Origin of the sequence: Terribacillus sp. FSL K6-0262, assembly GCF_037977385.1 — a bacterium.
GTDB lineage: Bacteria > Bacillota > Bacilli > Bacillales > Amphibacillaceae > Terribacillus.
This window is the reverse complement of sequence record NZ_CP150277.1, coordinates 887,780-912,682: the sequence shown is the minus strand read 5'-3', so window position 1 is coordinate 912,682 and position 24,903 is coordinate 887,780. Positions and strand designations below refer to the sequence as shown.

Here is a 24,903-nt window from a genome sequence, read left to right as displayed (position 1 = left end):
GTGATAGGGGGAAATTAGATGATTATTAAAGATATGTTTCAAAAAGACATTGAACGTGATATTCGTGGAGTCATTAAAGTAGCTCAACAAGATGAAGATAATATTTATCAGGAATTGGACGAGTATGTTGTTACCCGTGAGCTGCAAAAACACCTTTCTAAGTTTTATGAGAATTATCAAAAAGGGATTAATGGTGTAACAGATAAGATGGGTGTTTGGATTTCTGGATTCTTTGGTTCTGGTAAATCACACTTTCTAAAGATCCTTGCTTACTTACTTGAAAATAAGAAGGTGAAAGGTAAACAAGCAATAGATTTCTTTCAAGAAAAAGTACAAGACCCTCTTGTATATGCGAATATGCAAAGAACGGCTGATGTGGAAACAGAAGTCATTCTGTTCAACATAGATTCAAAAGGTTCACTCGATAACAAATCAAAAGAAGACGCAATTCTCCGTGTCTTCATGAAGGTTTTTTATGAGCATCGTGGCTACTTCGGAGATATACCTGGAGTAGCTGAGATGGAGAAGTACCTAGATAAACAGGGAGTCTATGAGGAATTTAAAGCGGAATTTAAGTCTTTGGCTGGTGAAGCATGGGAAGAACGTCGTAATAGTTTTTACTTTGATGCAGATTTTGTCATTGGTGCCTTAACGAAAGTAACTGATATGACGGAAGAGTCTGCTCGAAATTGGTTTGAGAATGGTGTAAATAATTTCGAAATTAGTATCGAAAAGTTTGCGAAAGACGTAAATGATTACATCAATAGTAAGGGGAAAAACTTTCACCTTATTTTCCTAGTGGATGAGATCGGCCAATACATCGGTGATAACCGTAGTTTGATGTTGAATTTGCAGACAGTGGCTGAAGACCTTGGAACCCACTGTAAGGGTAAGGTTTGGATTATGGTTACTTCTCAAGAGAGTATTGATAGCATAATTAAAGTTAAAGGTGATGACTTCTCCCGTATCCAAGGGCGATTCGATACAAGACTCTCTCTATCATCCATCTCGGTTGATGAAGTTATCAAAAAGCGTATCCTTTTGAAAAAGGATTTTGCTAATGACAAATTGAAGGTTCTTTATCCTGAAAAAAGTGCTATTTTAAAGAATCTAATTAGTTTCAGAGAAAGCACAGCGGATTTACGTGGGTTTGATAATGAACAGGAATTCGCAGATGTGTATCCTTTCATGCCTTATCAATTTAAGTTGTTACAAAACGTTTTTGAGCAAGTAAGGAAACATGGTTCTTCTGGTAAGCATTTATCTGAAGGGGAACGCTCCATGTTATCAGCATTTAAAGAAGCTGGTCTTCAATATAAGAATTCTGAAGAAGGTACACTTATACCTTTCTATGCCTTTTATGACACGATAAAGGAATTTTTGAATCCATCCATTTCAAGAGTTATCGAAGGTGCCTATGAAAATCCAGCCCTAAAAGATGATGATTTTAACATTGATCTATTAAAGGTTCTATTCATGATTAAATATGTAAAAGAACTGCCAGCAAATCTCGATAATATTGCTACTCTAATGGTTACTCATATTGATGAGGATAAGTTACAGCTTAAAGAGAAAATTAAAGTTTCTTTACGTAAGCTAATTTCCCAAACGTTGGTACAGAAAAATGGGGATAATTTTATCTTTTTAACAGATGACGAGCAAGACATTAACAGAGAAATCAAATCCCTAAATATAGATGAGGACATTGTTAAGCGGGAGTTAGCAAACTATATTTTCCAAGACGTATATGATGAAAAGCGTTTCCGTTACAACAGTGAATACTCATTTGCCTACAATCAGAAAATGGATGAGAAAAACTATGGAAACCAAACATCCAATATAGGAATGCAAATTCTTTCTCCACTATCAGATCATTACCAAAAGTCCGAGCAAGAATTAATGATGATGACTTCGGGTAATGGGGAAATGATCATTAAACTTGGTGGTAATGAGGCCTATATCGAGGAAATTGGGGAAGCGTTGCGTATTGAGGAATTCCGTAAGAAAACGAATATTACGCAACTTCCTGAGAACATTCAAAATATCTTGAATAATAAACAAGCGGAAGTTCGTGAACGTAGAAGAAGGGTTCGTGAGCTTTTAGAGGATGCAATTAAAGATAGTGCCTTCTTTATTAATGGGGATAAGGTAGAAATTAAAGGAGCGACTGTTCGTGAGAAAATAAATGTTGCCTTTACGATGTTAGTCGATAATGTCTATACAAAACTCAGTTATGTAAAGGAACACTTAGATAATGAGAGGGCCTTAATTTCAATCCTTGCTTCAGATGATGAACAATTGTCTTTTGAAGAAACTTTGAAGGTAAATCCAAATGAGCTGGCAAAGCGTGAAGTGTCTGATTTTATCAGCTTACAAGACGACTTGAAAAAGCAGGTACGAATTAAAATTTTATTCGACCGTTTCGGAGATAAGCCATATGGTTGGAAGACGCTTGATATAGCAGGAATGATTGCACATTTATTAAAAGAACAACGTATTCGAATTCGGTATAATGCAGAATACTTGGAACCTGAAGATAATGTTAATACGCTTGTAACGATTTTTACAAAGACACAGGAAGCCGACAAAGCTATTGTGTTGAAGAGGGTAAAAGTTGACGAAAAATTAATTAAAACAGCTAAAAGTATTTGTAAGGATGTTTTTAATAAAACAGATTTAGCTGATGATGAAGATGGACTATTGAAGGACATTCGACTACTTGTTGAAAAACAGATAGACGAAATCAAGGGGTACAAAGCCCGTTATGAGGGTAGAAAGTATCCTGGTATGAGCTTACTTGACAAAGGATTAGAATACTTTGAGCAGTTCCACAGTGGCTTAGACAATGTATCTTATTTCAATAAATTGAAGGAGTTAGAAGATGACTTACTTGATTGGGAAGAGGACATCGTCTATGTCAAAAGTTTCTTCGGTACTGATCAGAAAAAGATCTTTGATGATGGATTGGCAGCCTTACGAAAATATGATGAAAGTAAATCTTATTTGATGGGTGCAGAGGTAGAAGGATTTATTAATAAGCTCCAGTCTATTCTTCAGGATCCTATACCTTACAAAAAGATAAAGGACATTCCAGAGCTTATTCATGCAATGGATGAACAAATTAATAATGTCCTTAATGAGAAGAGAGAAAATGCTCATAAAAAACTAAAAGATGATAGTGATTACTTATCATTATTGACATCACAATATGGTGTATCCAATGAAACGAAAGAACGAGTAACTCGTTACTATCAAGAACTTAATGCTAATGTAAATACATTTACAGATATTTATAAAGTTGACGCAACAGTTTCTCAAAGCACCAGCTTCAAGGAAAAAATGGAGGGGCATATCGAGCGGGAAATTGCCGAATGGAAACGTAAAAAGGAAGAAGAACAAAGAAAACGTCCTGATGGTGAAGTAGTTGATCCTCCTATATCGCCTGTAGAGCCGACCATTCAAAAGCAACCAGTAAAAGTAACAAAGCTGGTTAATGTTAAAACATTAACTACAGAAGATGATGTCGATAAGTACATCAATGCTTTATCCAGTAAGCTAAAACAGATTATTAAAGAAAATAAACAAATTGAGTTTGTTGAGTAATGGGGTGAAATGGATGAATAAAACTGCACTCAAGACTTTTGCTACGAATGCACGAAGAGAGCTATTGAAAAAGGTCGAAGCAAGAGCAATGAAGATAGGAATTACAGAAGATAACATAAAAAAAGCAGACATTGAAAGCTCAGATGCCATCTTTATAGATGGCAGACAGCTTTCAAAGGAAGAAAAGATTCAAAGAGATAGGTTGATTGATCGCATTGGTCAAATTGGATTCAAGCGAGTTATGGAGGAGGTTGCCTATACTTGGTTTAACCGTTTCACTGCCTTACGCTATATGGAGGTAAATGATTATTTACCAACGAAAGTAAGGGTGCTTTCATCTACTAATGCAGACAGTATAGAGCCAGATATGCTGAAAGAAGCACTGTCATTAGATTTAGATTTGGACAAGGAATATATATATGATTTAAAAATGAATAACAGTTCAGAGGAATTGTTTAAATATCTTATAATAAAACATTGTAATGACCTAAATCGTTATATGCCATTTATGTTTGAAACAATTGATGATTATACAGAAATCCTGTTTCCAGAAGGTCTTCTTGCTACGGATTCATTTGTTCGACATATGACAAATACTGAAGTTATACCTGAAGATAACTGGAAGGAAATTGAAGTGATTGGATGGCTTTATCAGTATTATATTGCGGAGGAGAAGGACCAAGTTTTTGCTAATCTTAAAAAAAATATCAAAATAACAAAGGACACACTTCCTGCTGCAACTCAGTTGTTTACTCCTAATTGGATTGTCCGATACATGGTCGAGAACTCTCTGGGACGTATTTGGATAGAGAGTTATCCTGGTAGTCATCTAAGAACAGAATGGAGGCATTATTTGGATGATGCAGAACAAGAAGATAATGTAATTAAACAACTAGAAGAAATCCGTTATAAGAATGTTAATCCTGAAGAAATAACCTTTCTTGATCCATGCTGCGGTAGTGGACACATACTTGTATATGCTTTCGATGTTTTTTATGATATGTACCTTGAAAAAGGATATGTGGAAAGTGAAATTCCACAATTAATTATAGAAAAAAATTTATTTGGGTTGGACGTGGACAATCGAGCAGCACAATTGGCTTCTTTTGCAGTAATGATGAAAGCTAGGGGAAAATCAAGAAGGATATTTAGAAAGTCAATTCAACCAAATGTTTATGCAATTCAAGAAAGTAATTGGTTAACAGACGAAATGATTTTAAATGTTGCTAGAGATAATTATCAAATTAGAGATAACCTTTTTTCCATTCGTGATGCCTTCATAGATGCTAAAGAATATGGTTCGATATTGGAAATAGATCTCTTTGAATATGATTTACTTGAACACCGATTTAATGAGTATGTTAATGAACAGGTAGACCTAGTTGAAATGATTGATAAACAAAAAGTTGAGATGAATTTGCCTTCATTACTAAAGCAATCATTAATTTTAAGTCATAAATTTGACGTTGTTTGTACAAATCCCCCGTATATGGGAAGTAAAGGAATGAACACAAAACTTACAAAGTATCTAAAAAGTAACTATCCAAATACAAAGTCTGATTTGAGTACGGTATTGATGGAAAAATCACTTTCATTATGTAAAAATACAGGTTATATATCTATGATTAACATTCCGGTTTGGATGTTCATTCAAAGTTATGAAAAGTTACGGGAAAATTTAATAAGTAATAATACTTTTATAAATATGATACATCTGGGAAGAGGCGTATTTGGGTCTGATTTTGGAACAACCACTTTTGTTATCTCAAAGGCCCATATTGATAATTACCAAGGTGTTTATAGAAGACTATTTATAAAACAAGGTGCGGTAGATAGTATTGAACAAAAAGAAAAATGGTTTTTTGAAAATCTTGGACATCATACTGCTAAGCAAAAAGATTTCTGTAAAATTCCTGGGAACCCTATTGCATATTGGGTAACTAATAAATTTACTGATATATTTCTTGAGAACGATGGTATATCTGAAGAGTTTATTCCAAAATTCGGAATGTCCTCAGGAGATGGGAAGAGGTATATTAGAGATTGGTATGAGGTAAATATTAATAAAATCAAATTCGACGCTTCGAGTTCTCAAGACTTCATAGAAAGCAATAAAAAATGGGGAGTTCTTGATAAGGGTGGAACTTTTAGAAGGTGGTATGGAAATAAAAACCAAATTGTTTTGTGGGAAGATGATGGAAAGGAAATAAAGGAGAATCCGAAGTCGGCTGTAAGGAGCCCCCAGTATTTCTTTCAACCTCATATCTCATGGACATTAGTTACTTCATATAAATTCTCTGCAAGATATTTTGAGAAGGGATTCATATTAGATACTGCTTCTAATTGCTTGTACTTTAAAGAAGATGATGAATCAGGATTATATGTATTAGGACTGTTAAATACAAAAGTGGTTCAAGAAATTTTAAATGTTATCAATCCTACTATTAACTATAGTTGTGGCGTAATTGGTCTAATTCCATATAAAGTTGACCCGTCTCATAAACAACAAGTAGAAAAGTTAGTAGCAGAAAATATTAAAATTGCGGAAAGAGATTGGAATTCTTATGAGAGTTCATGGGGATTTAAACAACACCCTCTAATTACTTACAAAGAAACTGGGAGTATAGAGGAGTCTTTCAAACAATGGAATTACCTAACCGATGAGATATTTACAAAATTAAAATATAACGAGGAAGAAATAAATAGAATTTTTATTAATGTATATGGATTAAATGATGAAGTTACTCCTGAAGTTGAGGAAAAGGATATTAGCGTACAAAAAGCAGATTTGGAACGTGATATAAAGAGTTTCATCTCGTATGTAATTGGATGCACATTTGGTCGTTATTCGTTAGACAAAGAAGGTCTTATTTATGCTGGTGGTGAATTTGACACTTCACAATACAAGACATTTTCTGCTGACAAGGACAATATACTTCCGATACTTTCAGGAGCATATTTTGATGACGATATTGTAACTAGATTTGTAGAATTTGTTCGTATTTCTTTTGGTGAGAAAACTCTTAATGAGAATTTGGATTTTGTAGCGAATGCACTTGGCAGAAAGAAGGGCGAAACGGCTAAAGAAACGTTACGACGTTACTTTTTGGAAGACTTCTATCAAGAACATGTAAAAAGCTACAATAAGCAACCAATTTATTGGTTGTTTACCTCAGGCAAAGAGAAGGCGTTTAATTGTCTAATATATATGCACCGTTATGACAAAACGACTTTGTCTCGTATCCGAACAGATTATTTACATGACTATCAGATTCGCCTAGATGCAGAAAAGAATGATTTACTTAATATCATTGAAGGGGATTCAACACAAAAGGAAATTAGTAATGCTAATAAAGAACTGAAATCTCTTGAAAAGAAAATTGATGAATTAAAAGCATATGATGAGTTGTTACATCATATGGCAGACATGCAAATTGAAATTGATTTAGATGATGGTGTTAAAGTGAATTATGAAAAATTTAAGGGACTTGTAGCAAAAATTTAATTAACTCTAACGGAGATACATCAGTGTTTTGCTGGTGTATCTTTGCACTATAATGTAAATAGAAAGTAGGTGAAGGGAATGAACATAAATCAAATCGAAGCTGCATTATCTGATATATTCAATGAGCCATTAAAAGATGGGGAACAACGGAAGATTGTGTTCTGGGTGGATAAAGATAATGAGTTTACTGAGGACATTGAACAGCTTACCGTTAATAAAGTAAAGGTTCATACGCTTACGGACCGTAACCAGTTTCAGACTAAGTATTTGCTAGAAGAAGAAGATCCTGCGTCTTCTTACTTGATTTATACAAATATGGAATTGGGTGTGGAAGACAACTGGTTAGCAGATACAGTTTTTTATTCAAAAACATTCTATGCAGATCGAATATCACTTATATTAAGTGAATTGAATATAGACCCATCACTTCGAGCGGTAATCAAAAAGTATGAACGTTTCTTTAATAATAAGGAGCGTTTTAGAAAGTTTTCAGCATTAAATATAGAAACCTATTCAGAGGGAATCATTGAACTTTCTATTATGAGTGTTTTATGTAACGTTAGAACACCCGATTTTGAAGAGGTATTAAAGGCTGTGCTAATAGATACTCTGGATGACAATGAGAATAAATACCTTTCCCTTTTGGAGAAGTTTTTTGATATTGAAGTGTTCTGGAATTATGTTTCTAATCACTATGGTTATGAACGGGAGAAGAAGAGTCTAAAAACATTATTCATCCATCTTGTAGTAACGGCATTCAGTCAATCGGTTGGAGAAGAAAATCTAAATGAGCTTGGTGATTTTATATCCAATCGAAATAAAACAAATGCTGTTGTGTTTATTGACCATTGGATGCACCATAAGACTGACTATATGGTATTCGATGAATATGCTGAAATGGCTGAGCAGGAAATCCACCTTTCGAACTTAGTGAATAATTTGCCTATTGAAGCATTCAAACAGGCGGATACTTTCCCATATCTCGATCGAGCAATCATCATTTACATAGCTAATGGGTTGGTTACACAGCTTGAGGATTATGAAGAATACACGAAACTTATTAAATTGAGAAGAGCTAAGCATTACTATGATAAATTTGCTTCAATATATGAGGCACTTTACTATACTGTTAAAATTCATGAGTTTTATAAAGAACATCGTCAAGGTATCCCACAAGGCCGGGCTATTGATTTGTATCAAGCATATGTAAATGAATATCATTCAATGGATACATATTACCGTAAGTTTTATGTGGCTTATGATGAAGAAAGTAATCATGATCTATTGAAAAAGTTAAAAATGCTGGTAGAAAATCTATATACAAACTGGTATATGGGTGAGTTAAGTTCCCATTGGTCCCAAGCGGTTGAGTCCGAAATGACGCAGGACTGGTCATTACCCGGTATCAAAAATCAACAAGACTTTTATTCTTCATTCATTGATTCTAAAGTTAGAAATGGGGAACGAGTTTTTGTTATTGTTTCAGATGCGATGCGTTATGAAATAGGTGTTGAGTTGGCCGACCGCCTTAATACCGAGACAATGGGTGTTTGTGATGTGGAAACATTACTTGGAGTAGTGCCTTCTATTACAAAACTTGGGATGCCTTCACTCCTACCACACAAAGAAATAGACATAGATTCAAATGCAAGGGTATTTGTTGATGGAAAAGATTCCTCTGGTTTGGAAAATCGGAAAAAGATTATTGAATCTAAAGTGGATGAAAGCATTGCTGTTCATTTTCAAGATGTACTAGCAATGAATAAAGCAGGGCGAAGAGAAACCTTTAAGGGTAAAAAGCTCATATATATCTATCACGATACGATTGATGCAATGGGAGATAAGGCATCAACAGAAGTCTATACATTTAATGCAGTAGAAACTTCATTAAATCAATTGTATGACTTAGTTAAAATAATTCGGGATGATTTAAGCGGAACGAATGTGTATATTACGGCTGATCACGGTTTCTTATACCAAAGGGATGAATTAGAAGAAAGTGATAAGATTGGACAAGATGCAGGTAGTAGTATTGAAGTTAAACGTCGCTATATACTTTCACAAGAGCAGCGTGAAGTGCCAGGACAATTGGCTGTTAATCTGTCAACTGTTATAAAAAATGAACAGCAATTAACAGCGTATTTGCCAAAGGCAACGCTCAGATACAAAATGCAAGGATCAGGTATTAATTTTGTTCATGGTGGTGCAAGTCTGCATGAGATTGTTGTCCCACTATTAACGTTTAAAAACAAACGTACTGGGCAAAAAGGTGCTAAGGCTATTAAAAAAGTAGATATTAAACTTACGAATACTACTCGTAAGATAACCAATAGCATTTTTAATCTTGAGTTTTTCCAAACCGAAAAGGTGGAAGACAAGACAACTCCTCGAACTGTTGTCATCTATATGACTGATGAGGAAGGAAACGTAATATCTAATGAGGAAACGATAATAGGAGATCGCCCGTTTGATAATCCTGCTGATCGTACTTTCAAAATAAGGTTTGTATTGAAGAACGTTCCTTATGATAGAAATAAAACGTATTACCTGACTATTAGGGATACAGAGACAAGTGTTGTAGTGGAGAAAATACCGTTTAACATCAACTTGGGGATTATCAGTGATTTCGACTTTTAAGAGGGAGGAGGACCGTGAGTGGAAGAAAATAAAAATGAAGGATTAACTGTTGATTTAGATAAAAAACTGAATGACGTTTTTGCCGGAAGAGTTGTACGTAAAGATTTAACCAATCTTATTAAAGAGGGAGCAAACGTCCCTATTTACGTACTCGAATATTTACTCGGAATGTATGCTGCAACTGATGATGAGGACAGTATTCGTGAAGGGCTAGGGCGAGTGAAGAAGATTCTTTCCGAAAATTTCGTTCGTCCTGATGAGGCAGAGAAGATTAAATCACGTATACGAGAATATGGTCAATACTCTGTTATAGATAAGGTAACAGTGGCGTTAAATCCGAAGATTGATACTTACGAAGCCGAGTTCTCCAACCTAGGATTAAAAGGTGTCCCTATTTCATCCATGTATGTGAAGGAATTTGATAAGCTCCTTGTCGGCGGCATATGGTGCATGGTCAAAATTGATTATTTTTATGACGAAGAGGTACGGAATTCTAATCCCTTTAATGTTAGTAGCTTACAGCCGATTCAAATGCCAAATATGGATATAGATGAGGTATTTGAAGGGAGAAAGAGCTTTACAAAAGACGAATGGATTGATGTATTAATACGCTCTATAGGAATGGAACCTACACAATTAGAAGAGCGGGTGAAGTGGCATTTATTGCTACGTTTGGTTCCCCTTGTAGAAAACAATTACAATATGTGTGAACTCGGGCCACGTGGTACCGGGAAATCGCATGTCTATAAGGAACTATCACCGAATTCTATTCTCGTTTCGGGTGGACAAACAACCGTAGCAAATCTATTTTATAATATGTCTACGAGAAAAGTAGGTCTTGTCGGGATGTGGGACTGTGTTACCTTTGATGAAGTGGCGGGAATTCGCTTTAAAGATAAAGACGGCATTCAAATTATGAAGGACTACATGGCATCAGGTTCTTTTGCTAGAGGAAAAGAAGAGAAGAATGCCTCTGCTGCTATGGTATTTGTCGGCAATATCAATCAAAGTGTGGATACCTTAATTAAAACATCACACTTGTTTGCACCATTCCCAGAAGAGATGGCAAATGATTCGGCATTCTTTGATCGGATGCACTATTATCTGCCTGGTTGGGAAATTCCAAAGATGCGTCCAGATCTTATTACCGAAAAATATGGCTTTATAGTGGATTACATTGCTGAGTTCTTCCGAGAAATGCGAAAGCGAACGTTCAGTGATGCGATTGATCGCTATTTCAAACTTGGAAACAATCTAAACCAACGTGATACAAATGCAATCCGAAAAACGGTTTCTGGTATGTTAAAGCTCCTGTATCCTCATGGCGAATTTACAAAGGAAGAAGTCAGCGAGGTATTGGAATACGCTCTTGAAGGTCGCCGTAGGGTTAAAGAACAGTTGAAGAAGATTGGCGGTATGGAGTTCTACGATGTAATGTTCTCTTATATTGATAAGGAAACACTTGAAGAACATTATGTGTCAGTTCCAGAGCAAGGTGGAGGCAAATTAATACCAGAAGGTATGGGTAAGCCGGGGCATGTTTATGTTGCTGGACATGGTCATTCTGGCATGATTGGTATATATAAGCTCGAAAATCAAGTTGTTAGTGGAACAGGTAAATTTGATAAATCAGGTGTTGGTTCTAACCGTGAAGCAAAAGAAAGCCTAGACACAGCTTTTCGTTTCTTTACGGCTAATAGCAAAAGCATTAGTAATACCATTAGCACCAAAACAAAAGACTATCTCATGCACATAAGTGATTTACAAGGTATTGGCTTAACTGATGAACTGGCCGTTGCTGAATTAATTGGCCTTTGCTCTGGTGCATTAGGAAAGCCAACACAAGAGAGTTTGGTCGTCATAGGCAATATGACTGTCGGTGGCACTATTTCCAAAGTGGAGGAATTTGCAAATACTTTACAAGTATGTGTAGATGCAGGGGCTAAAAAAGTGTTAATACCTGCAGCGTCAGTTATGGACTTACAGACAGTTCCACCAGATTTATTGGTAAAAGTGCAGCCTGTGTTTTATTCTGATCCAATAGATGCGGTGTTTAAGGCTTTAGGTGTGAGCTAGAGATTTAGAAACAAAACTATGATATTCTTCAGATACAGCGAATTTTGTGGTAAATAGGGTATATGTAAAATAAAAGAAATAACATTAAAACAAGGACAAGGAACTCAATACAGAGTTCCTTGTTTCAACTTGGGGAAATATTGCAAGAGTTAGAAACCATGTAATTTCATTTCTTCTGTAAAGAAGCTGGTGTCATAAAGGGAATAGATATTTACATTGACAAAACCGCCAACTTTATCAAATATTTCTGCTCCTCTATGGTGGGGATAATCAAATATTTTTATCGTTTTTATATATGAGTCGGCCTCTTCATTCCAAAGAATATTTGCTTTTTTTAAACGGCTTTTGAAAACAATCTTTGGAAATAAGGTATAATGGGTACTCATGGATGATTGGCGATAGGCGTTATCAACCATAGGTAATAATATTTCTTGGGGGAAAATATCAATTTCAACAGGAGCTCCCCACAAGTTACTAAAGTATTCTTCCTCATTCTCTACAAAATCATTTACAGTACAAGTTAATGAAGAGAATTGAATATCTGTCATGAGGTGAATTTTCACAATCGAGTCTTCCTTGTCTTCTGGAAGTTCTGCTACTGCTAAGTATTTGATAATTGATTGACTACTAGATTTTTTTAGCTCTTTAATAAAAGATCGTATTTTAAATTCAGCAGTTTCAAAGTCGCTCAATTGCATTTGTGACTGCTAGAATAAAGTGTACAGTTTTTGCTTGATAAGATGAAACGCTTATTTACCCAAATATACCAGCAAAAAATATCAACCTATCACTGTAAAATGATCATAGTTCATACTTGCAGTGGAGGTTAGCGAAGGTGGATAAGTGGGAAATGTACATGGAGATAAAGCAATTATTAAAGCAAGGATTTAGTCAGACAAAGATAGCTGAAAAGTTAGGGGTTTCTCGAACAACTGTTTACAGGCACTTAAAGAGATCTCCTTCGGAGATGGCGGAATGGGTTGATTCTCTTCAGTATAAAAAGAAAAAATTAGATCCATATAAAGAACTGATTTTATCTTGGTTGAGAATGCATCCGGATATGTCAGCAGCACAAGTTTATGATTGGCTTTTAGAGAAATATAAAGATCTAACTGTTGGAGAAAGTACAGTAAGAACATATGTAAAAGCATTAAGAGAAGAATACAAAATAAATAAGGAAACATCTCCTCGAATGTATGAGGCAATTCCTGATCCCCCAATGGGAGAACAAATGCAAGTAGATTTTGGTCATACGAGACAAAAAACTGTTGATAATAAGGAAGCCAAACTCAACTTTATAGCTTTTGTCTTATCACATTCTAGACAAAAGTATAAAGAGTGGTTGGATAGACCATTTACAACACGGGATGTTATACAAGCCCATGAGAACGCGTTTAAATGGTATGGAGGAATGACCAATGAGATCGTTTATGACCAAGATAGTTTAATTGTTGTTAGCGAAAATGGTGGAGATCTAATTTTAACTAAAGAATTTCAGCAGTATAGAGAATCCAGAGGAATAAACCTTCGGGTTTGTAGAAAAGCTGACCCTGAGAGTAAGGGAAGAATAGAAAATGTAGTTGGATTTATCAAACAAAACTATGCCAAACATAGAGTGTTTCATAACATCGACTCTTGGAATGAGCAAGGATGGGAATGGCTGAACAGAACGGGTAACTATAAAATACACAATACAACAAAAAAGAGACCATTCGAAGTGTTCCTCCTGGAAAAGCAACACTTAAAACCAGTCTCCCAAAATATAGATATTCAAAATAACTATGAGATAAGTATAGCAAGATGTGTTCATAAGGACAATACTATTCGTTACCAATCTAATCGGTACTCTCTTCCACTTGGAACTTATAACAAATATGAAAAAGTATGTATCAAGGAAACGGAGACTAAAGAATTAGTTATTTATATACCTGATACTGGCGAAATTATTGCAAAACATTCAATTCCCGAAGGGAAAGGGATGTTAATAAAAGATAAAAAACATAGTAGGGATCGTACAAAAGGTGTTGGAGCATTCATTAATACAGTGGCTGAGAGATTTGAAGATAAAGAACTAGCCTTTAAATATTTAGAGAAGGTTAGGGAAAAAAATCCTCGTTACATAAAGACCAGTTGCAAATCATCTTGCGCGAAACAAAAGGTATCGATAACGAAGTACGGACTAAAGCGTTAGCAGAGTGTTTAAAAAGGAAATTATACAGTGCAACTGATTTTGGCGATATCATTGCATATGTGAAACGTCAGCGCCAGGTACATGAAACAGTTATTGATAAAAAGAAAGAAGTTAAGACTTTGAACAGGCTATCAGAATGGGTTTTAGAAACAGAAGCATACAAAAGAAAAGTAGATACTTACACGGTTTTAATGGAGGTTGAATAGCGATGAGCCAAATCCAACAATTACAAGACATAATGAAAGGGTTAAGACTCGTTGAAACTGCCAAGCATCTCCCCCATTTGATCAGAGAAGCTGAGCAAAAAGACCTTTCATTTACTCAATTCCTGTTAGATGTCACTTCTTATGAGCAAACTCGAAGAGAAGAAAAGCAACTAAACAACCGATTAAAGTGGGCAACTTTTCCTTTCAGCAAAACACTTGAGGAGTTTAATTTAAAAGAACAAAAGTCTTTAAGCAACAAACAACTAAATAGATTAAAAGATTTAACTTGGATAGAACAGCTGTACAATTTGATTTTATTAGGGCCACCAGGTGTAGGTAAAACTCACCTGGCCGTAGGCCTAGGAATAGAGGCTATTAACCAAGGGTATAAAGCGATATTCACATCAATGGGAGATTTAATTCATAACCTGAAAACAGAAGAAATCACACGAAAGTCAAAAGCAAGAATGAAAAGAATTAGAGAGGCTGATTTAGTCATAATAGATGACTTAATGTTTATGGCAATGGATCAACAAGAAGCTAATATGTTCTTTCATTTAATTAATGACTTGTATAATCAGTCTTCCATTATCTTGACCTCTAATAAGGCACCAAAAGAATGGGGAGAATTATTGGGTGATCAAGCTATAACAACAGCAATTCTAGATAGGATTCTTCACCGAGTAGAAATCATTCATTTAAATGAAGATAGTTATCGTATGAAGCATCGTTCTACCATATTTGGGGAACAAAGTGTTTCAAAATAACGAGCAAAAATTGTTTCATTCTACTTGACGGTCACAGCATTTTAAGAGTAAATGTAGCAAGATATCTACCGTCAACGAAATTGGTAAGGATTAACCTTTTTAATTGGGTTAGTTCCCCAGTTGGATTATTCCTTTCAAAATACAAATTTTTGATGTCAGGACGTTTTTTAAAATCATAAATAAAAACTGTAGATCCGCACTCAACTAATTTAGTTTGCTTTTCCATAAGTTTTACCTCCTTCAATCCAATCAATTAAAACCTTCTTCGAAATCTTGATGCGCTTTCCAATTTTAGTTACATGGAAAGACCCTGAATTTACCAATTCATAAGCCTGTTTTCTGCCGATTCCAAGTATTTCTTGAACGTCTGTAACATTTAAAACATCTGGGTAATTATCGTAAGTCTTGTACATATTCCATTAACTCCTTTACATTTTCAACATAGTAATTTTCATATTTTGTCTCACCAGTAAAAGGTGTTAGGTAGGTTCCACCCTCTAAAAGGGTGGAGTTACACTCATCGAGATATTTATAAAACTCATCTGGGTTATTAAATTCTAAGGTAATTGGTTGTTTTAAACCATGTGAATGAAAGTATCTTTTACGGCCGTTAAGCCTTAGGTCAGTGATCCCTTTTTTTAGATAGAAAGCAATTTTTTCATTTTCAGTTGCTCCGGAAGAAATATTTATCTTGTGCAAAAAGCCATGTTGCCAAAGACCTTGTAATATTTCGTTAGGAATCTCTGTTAAATTGCAAACAATATGATAATGAATGGCTCCTTGCCGAAGCTTATCCTGAAATTCAATTACACCTAAATATTTGAACTTTGGTAATTGATTCTTCTCTAAATAGTAGGCTAAACGTTTTTTAAAGTCTGCAAATATTTTGTTGCAGCTATTAATGTTCGTGATATCTACTGCTTCTGAGGCGGCAAAAGTGAGTGTTACAAAAGCATATTTATCTGTAAAGTTACATTCTAGCAATCTACGAATTTTTCTACGAGCTCGTGTAATGCTGATCTTGACATTGACATCATAATTTTCACTATTTAGACTTGAGTAAGATTTTCGCCCACCTGAAGAGGTTCTTTTAGTAATAGGGGAATTTGCTTGCTTTATGATTTCAACGTATTTGTTACTAATAACTACTTTAAAATACTTGCTCATAAGAATTTCCTCCGGTTGAAAGTTAAGGTTTTTCGTCAAATTAATCACTATTTATCAAGTTAATTTGTTTAAGATATCTTTTATGAACTTTAGTACACCGGTGTTATAGTTCGTAATTATATTTTATCTTTGAGGAAGTTTTGTAGACAATTCAACTGTGGAGCTCTAAATTAAGGATAGAAACGATAACAGAAATTACGGAGTTGTTACCTAGAAGTGATTGGATTATTCCTTCAAATTCCTCCAATTATCTTTAGTAAAATGATTTATTTGATAATTAAGATTATTTTATATAGGTGTAAAGTGTCTAAACAGTGAAAAACCACTCCTGAGTAGAGGAATGGCTCGCTAAAATTACTTATTCATTATTTTATTCCCTTATGTGTTAAAAGTAGAAATGATCGAGTACCTCCAAATTCTTTAGCTAATTTAATAATATTATTTATATCTATTTTATTTGTTAAAAAATCAAATTTTTCGAAGAGACCTATTCTATTAAGGCTGGTAATTTCTACTATAAGGTTGTGCCACGTTAGGTAATCTTTGTCCGATAGAGTTGAAGCACTATTTTTATAAATAGGTGCTCTTATTTTATCATGTAAGTTTTTAAAATTATAAATCAAATTTAGAACTGATTCTTTAGATTTTTGCTTTTGGTTTTTCATGTTCTAACCTCCTAAGGTTTTATTCTTATTTTCAAATCCTTATTAAATAATTGTTGTAATGATGTAAGTGTTATAATGTCATATATAAATTAGTATAAAAGAGTAGTACATTACATTGAACAAGAATTTCTATTACTTTTACACACGTATTTACCCTGTTATAAAAGGATTTACTCTGTGTATTTATACATGAAATAGTACTTTTATTCAATTTATATGAAAGACATTACAATTTTATAAATCACTAAAAGGAGAAAATGTTCGAAAATATTTTATGGTAATAAATATAATTTTATTTGTATAAATTTTACTTTTAATAAAAGATACACAATGGTATAATTATCTTCCAAGAAGTGTGGTGGCTCTTCACCATAGAAACAGACTCCTTACTTTAAAGGGGTCTGTTTTCATTTTATCGAATTGATCTCTCCTTTTAATCACAAGTTATCTTTGAGCTAAAATTGATTGGGTAATTAGAATGTAATGTATCTGGATAAGGCCACTTATAACCTGCTTGATAAGGAAAGATTATTATAATTAGACTTAAAAAGGTGATTTAACAAAGGACTACATAATCGAACAATTAGGAGAAGAAAAATTTCTATCCCCGCCAGTAAATTAAGAAAATACATTTTATGCTAACCTTAGATAATTTTATTCTCTCTTAAGTAGTGTAGTTGTTAAATGGAGTTAAGAGATAATTTGTAAAACTAGTTAGTTGAGATATAGTTTGAAGGTAGATACAGAACGAATCGATAAAATTAATAATTGATATATTTTAGTTAATATTAACTTAGCTCAATTAGGCAACCCCGTTTCTTTCAACAAAAAGATAGGTTTTTTTTGTTATTATTGTAAAATATTTATAGGCGAATTTCCTTTTTATTTAGGTGAAGGAGGCTGTAGGTAATATGCTGGAAATTAATGGTAAAGATATAAGCGAATTAAGTGATAGCGATTTAAGGGCTCTAATCGGTCTTCTCTGTGAATCTGAACTACGTACTTATGGTTTACCAACAGCAGGTATAACATGGGGAGGACATCAAAACGCAAAAGATGGCGGTATTGATGTCAGGGTTGACCTTTTATCTCCTCTACATACTGATAGTTTTATTCCAAGATCTAAAACAGGCTTTCAAGTAAAAAAACCGGATATGCCAAGAGCGGAAATTATAAATGAAATGCGACCCAAGGGTAAGATTAGACAGGTAATAAAAGATTTAGTAGATTCCAAGGGGGCTTATATTATTGTTAGTAGCCAAGGCTCAACTGCTGATTCTGCTCTTAGAGATCGAAAGGAAGCAATGTTAGATGCATTGTCTGACTACCCGAATTATACTGACATTAAAGTAGATTTCTATGATCGAGAACGGATTGCTGGTTGGGTTCGTAGCCACCCGGCCTTGGTTCTTTGGGTAAGAGAAAAAATAGGAAGACCAATTCAGGGATGGAGAACATATGAGAATTGGGCAAATTGCCCATTGGGAATTGAAGAGGAGTATATGTTAGATAAACATGTTCGCTTATTTTGCGAACCAAAATCCTATTCAGAAGGATTATCAGCATGTGATGGAATAAACGAAATACGAAGCATTCTTCAGAGATCTGCATCCTCAGTTCGTTTAGTAGGTCTTTCAGGAGTAGGAAAAACAAGATTGCTACAAGCATTATTTGATGAACGAATAGGGGAGAACCCTTTAAATAAATCAATAGTAATTTATACAGATATTAGTGACAGTCCTAACCCAGACCCTATTAATTTTGCTGAGAGACTAGTTGCTCTAAAATCTCGATTTATTCTTGCGGTAGATAATTGTCCGCCAGATTTGCATAGGCGATTGGGGCTTATATGTTCGAAACCAAATAGCTTAGTAAGTTTAATAACTATTGAATATGATGTTAAAGATGACCAACCAGAAGAGACCGAAGTTTTTCGTTTAGAACCAGCGTCAACCGAATTAATTGAAAAAGTCATATTAAAAAGATTTAGTCATATAACAGAAATAGATGCACGGAGTATTGCAAATTTTTCTGGAGGAAATGCTAGAATTGCAATTGCCTTAGGGAACACAGTAAAACGTGGAGATAATTTATCGCAGTTAAAAGATAGTGACTTATTTATTCGACTATTCCAACAACGAAATGAGCCAAGTAAGTCACTATTAAGAGCAGCAGAGGCCTGCTCATTGGTTTACTCATTTAATATACAACTCTCAGAGAATGAAGAATTAGAACTGCTAAGTGATTTAGTTGGTATGAATGTTCAAGAAATGTATCGTAATGTAAGTGAGTTAATGCGACGGGATCTTGTTCAAAAGCGTAGTGTGTGGCGAGCAGTTCTACCTCATGCAATTGCTAATAAACTGGCTCGGAGAGCTCTTGAAAACATACCGATTGAAAAAATATGTAGTGTATTTGAAAATGGTGGGTCTGAAAGACTTTTAAAATCATTTTCAAGAAGATTAAGTTATTTACATGAAAGTGAAGAAGCTATAGAAATTTCTAAAAGATGGTTGAAGGAAGATGGGCTATTTGGAGATGTAAGTAATCTTAATGAATTGGGAGTAACACTGTTTAGAAATGTTGCTCCCTTAACTCCTGAACTAACACTTTCTGCTATGGAAAGAGTTCTTGAAACCAGTAGAGCTAATACATTTTTTACTCGAGATAATGTTTTTTATAATGAATATACAAGTCTTCTTAGATCATTAGCCTATGATAAACATTTATTTATTCGATCAACGAATTTACTTTCTAAATTTGCGCTATCAGAGAAACCAAATGAAAATGTAAATTCAATAAGAAATTTACTAAAATCTCTTTTTTATATTTATCTTTCCGGAACACATGCAACAGCAGACCAAAGATTAAGTATTATTAAGAAATTAGTAGAATCACATATAGAAGCTGAAGTGGATTTAGGAATTTCTTTGTTAGATGCAGCTCTAAAATCAACTCATTTTAGCTCCTCATACAGCTTTGAATTTGGAGCTCGACCTAGGAATTTTGGGTATAGACCCAAAAACAAATCCGAAATACATACATGGTACAAATTGTTTATTGACTACTCACTTAAGGTGGCAATATCGGAAAGCCCGTTTGCTTTTAAAGTAAAAGAATTAATAGCATCAAAGTTTAGAGAACTTTGGGTAAATGCAGGAATGTATGATGAACTTGAAAAAGCCTCAGAAATAATTTCTTCAAAAGGATCTTGGAAAGAAGGATGGTTAGCCGTAAGAACAACCATGAGATTTGATGGCAAGGAAATGGAGCCAGAGATATACGAAAGGTTAAATGATTTAAAATTGCAATTGGAGCCGAACTCTTTAATTGGACAAGCGAAATTTTATTCATTGTCAGGAAGAAGCATTTATGATTTGGTTGATGCTGTTAGTGATATAGATAATGATGGATATACAACTGTAGAGCAGAAAATTCAATTACTTGGGAGAGAGGTTGGTTCCCAAGAAGAAATTTTAAGTGAATTATTGCCTGAAATTTTGGGAAATGATGGTCCTGGACTATTTAGTCTTGGACAAGGAATAGCAGACGGATCTATCAATCATGAGGAAACATGGATTGATTTTTATGATAAGTTATCCTATATAGATGATTCGAAACGTAACTATCAAGTACTCCGTGGTTTTTTAAATAGATTAGCGGAAATTGATTTAGCCCTTACAGAAAAAATACTGGATCAATCCGTAACGGATCCAATTCTAGCTTCTATATTTCCATTATTACAAATAAGTATAAAAATTAATTCTCTTGGTGTAACCAGATTAAGAAAATCACTTGAGTATGGAGAAGCTCCTATATGGCAATATCAAAATATTGCATACGGTAGAGTTCATGAAACTATAAGTGATGAAGATCTTGCAGAATTATTAGGGTTAATATCACTAAAAGAAAATGGACTAGAAGTAGCCATTGAGATATTAAATATGAGAATACATGGTATTTCTAAAGACACGATAATTAGTGATTGTATATCATATGTCAGCCAAGACCTATTGTTAAAATATCAATTTTCAAGAGAAAATAATAAGAAAGACCAATTAGATTATGAATTATCAGAAATTGTTCAAATTTGTTTTAAGGGGGAATCTGGAAAAGAAAGCGCTAAGATATTGTGTGAAAAGCTTGCAGGTGGATACATAAACTTTGAAATTTTCCCATCGGATTATCAAAGTGTTCTGTCTTCTTTATCTAAGACACAGCCTGAAGTATTCCTTAATGAATTTTTAGGTAGGGAGCAAAAAGTGGATGGTTGGTTAATCGAAGCACTTTCTAGAGAAGGGAAAGCTCTTTCCTATATAAATGAGGAAATTATTAAAAAATGGTGTGAAGTCAATCCCAAAACACGTTATCCTGTTATTGCATCTGCTATAAGGCCTTATCAACAAGTTGAGAAGGACAATATCTTGGAGTGGACCCCTTTAGCTTTGTGGATAATGGATAATTATTATGATCCAGTGGTGATATTAAATATATTTAGAAAATCATTTTACCCAAGAACATGGTGGGGTTCCCTTGCAGATAGGTTACAAAGTTGCCTGTGTTTAATTACAGCATTAAAAAACCATAGTAATTTGCTAATTGCAGAATGGGCAACTGAAGAAGAAGAAAAATTTAAAGAAACTATTCGTTTGGAAAGAGAAAATGAATTGAAAATGGAAAGGCAAAGAAATGAACGTTTTGAGTAAACAAGTTAATCTGGGATGAAATGTTAAAGATATAAAAGGTAAACTACTACATCTCATAGTGTTAATTTCCTACCGTCGGCACTCTACACATGTGGAGTGCGTGGCAGTGTTATCTCTAAATTAATAAATAGCTTTGTCAGAAGCTGATGACTTCCACTTATTGAAGGGAAGCCACAGCTTCTTTTTTATTTGCATCATAGGGGTCATATTTCTATGAAGAGGCAGATAAGGAATATCTCTTTTTAGATGAAGACAGTATTAAATAAAGTGGATGAACAACGTATCTTTTTCTGAATTCATGAGTCAGGAATAATTTGTATTAAAAAGATGATATAATTTTCCGATAGTATATATATGTATAGATTTACCACTTAGGAATGTACGGGTTCCATTGGAGGGTTCAAACAACATGACGTTTAACATGACAAAGTATTTCAGGGATAGTATTGCTTCTAAACTAAGAATTGATTTTAAAAATAATGAATTTGCAGTTGCGTCCATCAATGAAATTCAATATGGCAAGACAGACAAAAAGCACTTTGACAGATTACAAAATAAAAAGAAATTCAGTCAGCAAACTCTTCCTGTCATACTTATAGTTAAGTCTATAAAAACAATCTTTGATGGCCAGGAAAAAAAGTATGACAAACATGAACTGGACGATTTAAATGGTATCTATTATGTTCCAGCAACGCTTACTTCTGAGGGGGTATTGGAACCATCTGATAATAAATATCCTTGGATAGCAAGGGAACATCTTACTCCGATAATAGACCAAGACATCGCTGTTGGATCACTGAACGACTTCGATGAATTTTTCAGTGATAATTTTTATAGACTCAAAAAAATGTCGAGTTGGGAAGAATACTATACATTTGTCTGTGATATGTATGAACAAGTCACTAAAACCAAAATCACTGCCAATCTGGTCAACGGTATGGAACTGGATGAAAAAATATATATTATCAGAGATGAAACGATAAACTCTACAGCGGCCCTGCTGAAGCTATATGATCATTTATTGACAAGTGATCTCAGTCAGCACATATTATATCAGAATTTTATGAAGCAAGAAGTAACTCCATTGACCCCTTTGCTCGCAGACAATTCCTCAAATATGAAAAAGCACCTGGGGCAAATGGGGGGAGAGTACCCTTTATCCCCATCACAAAGGGAATGCCTTCATCACTTTAATGCAATGGACGAAGGGGAAATTCTTGCTGTAAATGGGCCACCTGGTACAGGGAAAACAACATTGCTTCAATCATTAGTTGCAAATCTTTTTGTTGAACGAGCAATTAAGAAAGAAACCGCACCAGTGATAGTTGCATCGTCAACGAATAATCAAGCAGTAACAAATATTATTGAGTCGTTCGGAAAAATGGAGAAACAATGGACGGAAAGTGATTTGGAAACAAGATGGATAACAGGAGTTGATAGCTTTGCTGTGTACTTCCCCTCTATAAGTAAGGAGGAAGAAGCAAAAAGAAAGGGATTTCAGTTCACTAATCCGCGTGGTAAACATTTTTTCGATAAATTGGAAAGTGAAGATAACATAAAAGAATCTACTGCTAAAATGCTGAATGCTTGCAAGGATTATTTCGGACAAGCGTTTACTGATATTTTGGAATGCGAGTCAGCTATTTGGGAGAGACTTACAGAAGTTAACGGAATAAGAGAGAGCCTTTTGTCTGTAATGGAGGAATTTAATCAACAATTCACCAGTGAATACGATATGGAGACATACATTGAGATTTTAGGAAGGCAGCGTGTTCAGTTAGAGGAGCAGTATAATGCAATCAGCGCCAGAATCGATGAATGGATAGCTCATTTTAATAAGCTGCCAAAAATGATTCGATGGTTTGGTTTTTTGCCGAACTTTAAAAAGAGAAAGGAAGATCGTATCCGATACTTCATTCAACCGGAGGAAACATATATAAATGAGTCAATGAATGAAGATGAGATTATTTCTATATATAGTAAAAAAACACAGGATATAAGAAATGAAATGGAAAATCTAAAGAGCCTGGAGAGCAAAGTAATTGATCTTACAACAAAATATAAGGATTATATTAGAAAGTTAGTCGATTTAAAGATTGTAAGTTCAAATGATGTAAATATGAATTCATTATGTGGTCTCAATGAGTTCTTGGATACCACTGCTAAGTATGCTTCTTTCTGGCTGGCAGTCCATTACTATGAATGTCGATGGCTGCAGGCAAGGAGACTGACGGACAATCAGAAAGGAAAAAACTTTCCAAACGTTCTTCAAAGGATGTATGAGAACTTGAGTATGGTATCTCCATGTTTCGTTATGACTTTTTACCAGCTCCCTAAAATGTTATTGGCATATGATAACGGAAAAGAACATTATCTATATGATTACATCGATTTATTGATCGTAGATGAAGCGGGGCAGGTCTCACCGGAGATTGCAGCATGTTCTTTCTCTTTGGCCAAACGAGCTGTAGTGGTTGGTGATGTCCATCAAATCGAACCGGTATGGAATATTAATAAATCTTTGGATATTTCTTTGGCCCTTTCCAGTGGAGTCATCAATTCAATTGAAGAGTTTGACAAACTCAGTGATCTTGGTTTGAATACATCAGAATCCAGTGTTATGAAAGTGGCATGCAAGAGCTGCAGATATGAAAAATACAGCGATAGGGGATTATTCTTAAGTGAACATAGACGCTGTTATGATGAGATAATTGAATACTGCAACCGGTTGGTATACAAGGGGAATTTAAAGCCTAAAAGAGGAAAAGCTGCACTAGATGATGATAATAAGATAGCTAGCTTGTCCATAAAGCCTTTAGGGCACGTACAAGTCACTACTGCGCATTCTCAAAAAAGAGCTGGAAGCAGATATAATGAAAAAGAAGCAAGTAAAATTGCTGAATGGTTAAATGAGAATTTCTCAGCAATCAAGGAAAGCTATCAGGGTGAGGAGGAGAAAATGCTAGTAGGTATCATTACTCCATTCAAGGCACAAGTCTCTGTTATCAAGAACAAGCTTTCGAAAGAGCTACGGACGCTTGTGGATGTTGGAACTGTCCATACTTTTCAAGGTGGAGAAAGAAAAATCATCATCATGTCAACTGTTTATGGTCACAATGACGGATGTTTCTTTATTGATGCGAATAAAAGCTTATTGAACGTAGCCGTATCTCGCGCCAAAGACAGCTTTTTAGCGTTTGGGGATATGGGATGTTTATCGAACAGTGAAAGTAAGCCTAGCAGCCTGCTAAAGAGAATGACAGTGAAAATGCATGACTTTCCTATGCTAAACTATAATTGATTCTATAAGTAAAGTATTTAATTCATGTCGTGAATATCAAAGGCTTCAGCTCTCAAAACAAAGAGCTGAAGCCTTATTT

Annotated in this window: 13 protein-coding genes; 8 read left to right on the top strand and 5 right to left on the bottom strand. The window is 34.6% G+C overall.

Annotation, left to right across the window (positions count from 1 at the left end; translation table 11 throughout):
* The first annotated feature begins 18 nt into the window (after positions 1–18).
* The 4 genes from brxC (at position 19) to brxL (ending at position 11,821) form a co-directional block, all read left to right on the top strand.
* A complete protein-coding gene (gene brxC / locus MHI54_RS04640; RefSeq protein ID WP_340082428.1) occupies positions 19–3,603 on the top strand; it encodes a BREX system P-loop protein BrxC in 3,585 nt (1,194 codons plus the stop codon).
* Between the two features lie 13 nt (positions 3,604–3,616).
* On the top strand, positions 3,617–7,108 hold the full coding sequence (gene pglX / locus MHI54_RS04635; RefSeq protein WP_340082426.1) for a BREX-1 system adenine-specific DNA-methyltransferase PglX: 3,492 nt from the start codon (positions 3,617–3,619) through the stop codon (positions 7,106–7,108).
* A gap of 78 nt (positions 7,109–7,186) precedes the next feature.
* Positions 7,187–9,745: a BREX-1 system phosphatase PglZ type A gene (pglZ, locus tag MHI54_RS04630; protein WP_340082425.1), complete on the top strand. Its 2,559-nt coding sequence runs from the start codon at positions 7,187–7,189 to the stop codon at positions 9,743–9,745.
* Between the two features lie 18 nt (positions 9,746–9,763).
* A complete protein-coding gene (gene brxL, locus MHI54_RS04625; RefSeq protein ID WP_340082422.1) occupies positions 9,764–11,821 on the top strand; it encodes a protease Lon-related BREX system protein BrxL in 2,058 nt (685 codons plus the stop codon).
* A gap of 149 nt (positions 11,822–11,970) precedes the next feature.
* On the opposite strand, the gene MHI54_RS04620 is transcribed toward brxL, so the two are convergent.
* Positions 11,971–12,519, bottom strand: a complete 549-nt coding sequence (locus MHI54_RS04620; RefSeq protein ID WP_340082420.1) for a hypothetical protein — start codon at positions 12,517–12,519, stop codon at positions 11,971–11,973.
* 137 nt (positions 12,520–12,656) lie between these two features.
* Between MHI54_RS04620 and istA the strand changes: the two genes are divergently transcribed.
* Entirely contained in the window at positions 12,657–14,012 is a 1,356-nt protein-coding gene (istA, locus tag MHI54_RS04615) for an IS21 family transposase (RefSeq protein WP_340082418.1), read from the top strand.
* Positions 14,013–14,220: 208 nt separating this feature from the next.
* On the top strand, positions 14,221–14,985 hold the full coding sequence (istB, locus tag MHI54_RS04610; protein ID WP_025909801.1) for an IS21-like element helper ATPase IstB: 765 nt from the start codon (positions 14,221–14,223) through the stop codon (positions 14,983–14,985).
* A 31-nt stretch (positions 14,986–15,016) separates the two neighbouring features.
* Here istB and MHI54_RS04605 read toward each other — a convergent pair whose 3' ends face one another.
* The 4 genes from MHI54_RS04605 to MHI54_RS04590 form a co-directional block, all read right to left on the bottom strand.
* On the bottom strand, positions 15,017–15,211 hold the full coding sequence (locus MHI54_RS04605) for a hypothetical protein (protein ID WP_340082415.1): 195 nt from the start codon (positions 15,209–15,211) through the stop codon (positions 15,017–15,019).
* Positions 15,195–15,398 carry a helix-turn-helix domain-containing protein gene (locus MHI54_RS04600; protein WP_075979950.1) on the bottom strand — a complete coding sequence of 68 codons (204 nt, stop codon included), beginning with the start codon at positions 15,396–15,398 and terminating at the stop codon, positions 15,195–15,197. The genes MHI54_RS04605 and MHI54_RS04600 overlap by 17 nt, the downstream gene beginning before the upstream one ends.
* Positions 15,379–16,152, bottom strand: coding sequence for a hypothetical protein (locus MHI54_RS04595; protein WP_340082412.1), 774 nt, complete (start codon positions 16,150–16,152; stop codon positions 15,379–15,381). Before MHI54_RS04595 ends, MHI54_RS04600 begins: the two co-directional genes overlap by 20 nt.
* A gap of 365 nt (positions 16,153–16,517) precedes the next feature.
* Positions 16,518–16,817, bottom strand: coding sequence for a hypothetical protein (locus MHI54_RS04590; protein ID WP_340082411.1), 300 nt, complete (start codon positions 16,815–16,817; stop codon positions 16,518–16,520).
* 911 nt (positions 16,818–17,728) lie between these two features.
* Between MHI54_RS04590 and MHI54_RS04585 the strand changes: the two genes are divergently transcribed.
* Positions 17,729–21,523: a hypothetical protein gene (locus MHI54_RS04585; RefSeq protein WP_340082409.1), complete on the top strand. Its 3,795-nt coding sequence runs from the start codon at positions 17,729–17,731 to the stop codon at positions 21,521–21,523.
* 409 nt (positions 21,524–21,932) lie between these two features.
* Positions 21,933–24,824, top strand: a complete 2,892-nt coding sequence (locus tag MHI54_RS04580) for an AAA domain-containing protein (RefSeq protein ID WP_340082408.1) — start codon at positions 21,933–21,935, stop codon at positions 24,822–24,824.
* Positions 24,825–24,903: the final 79 nt, after the last annotated feature.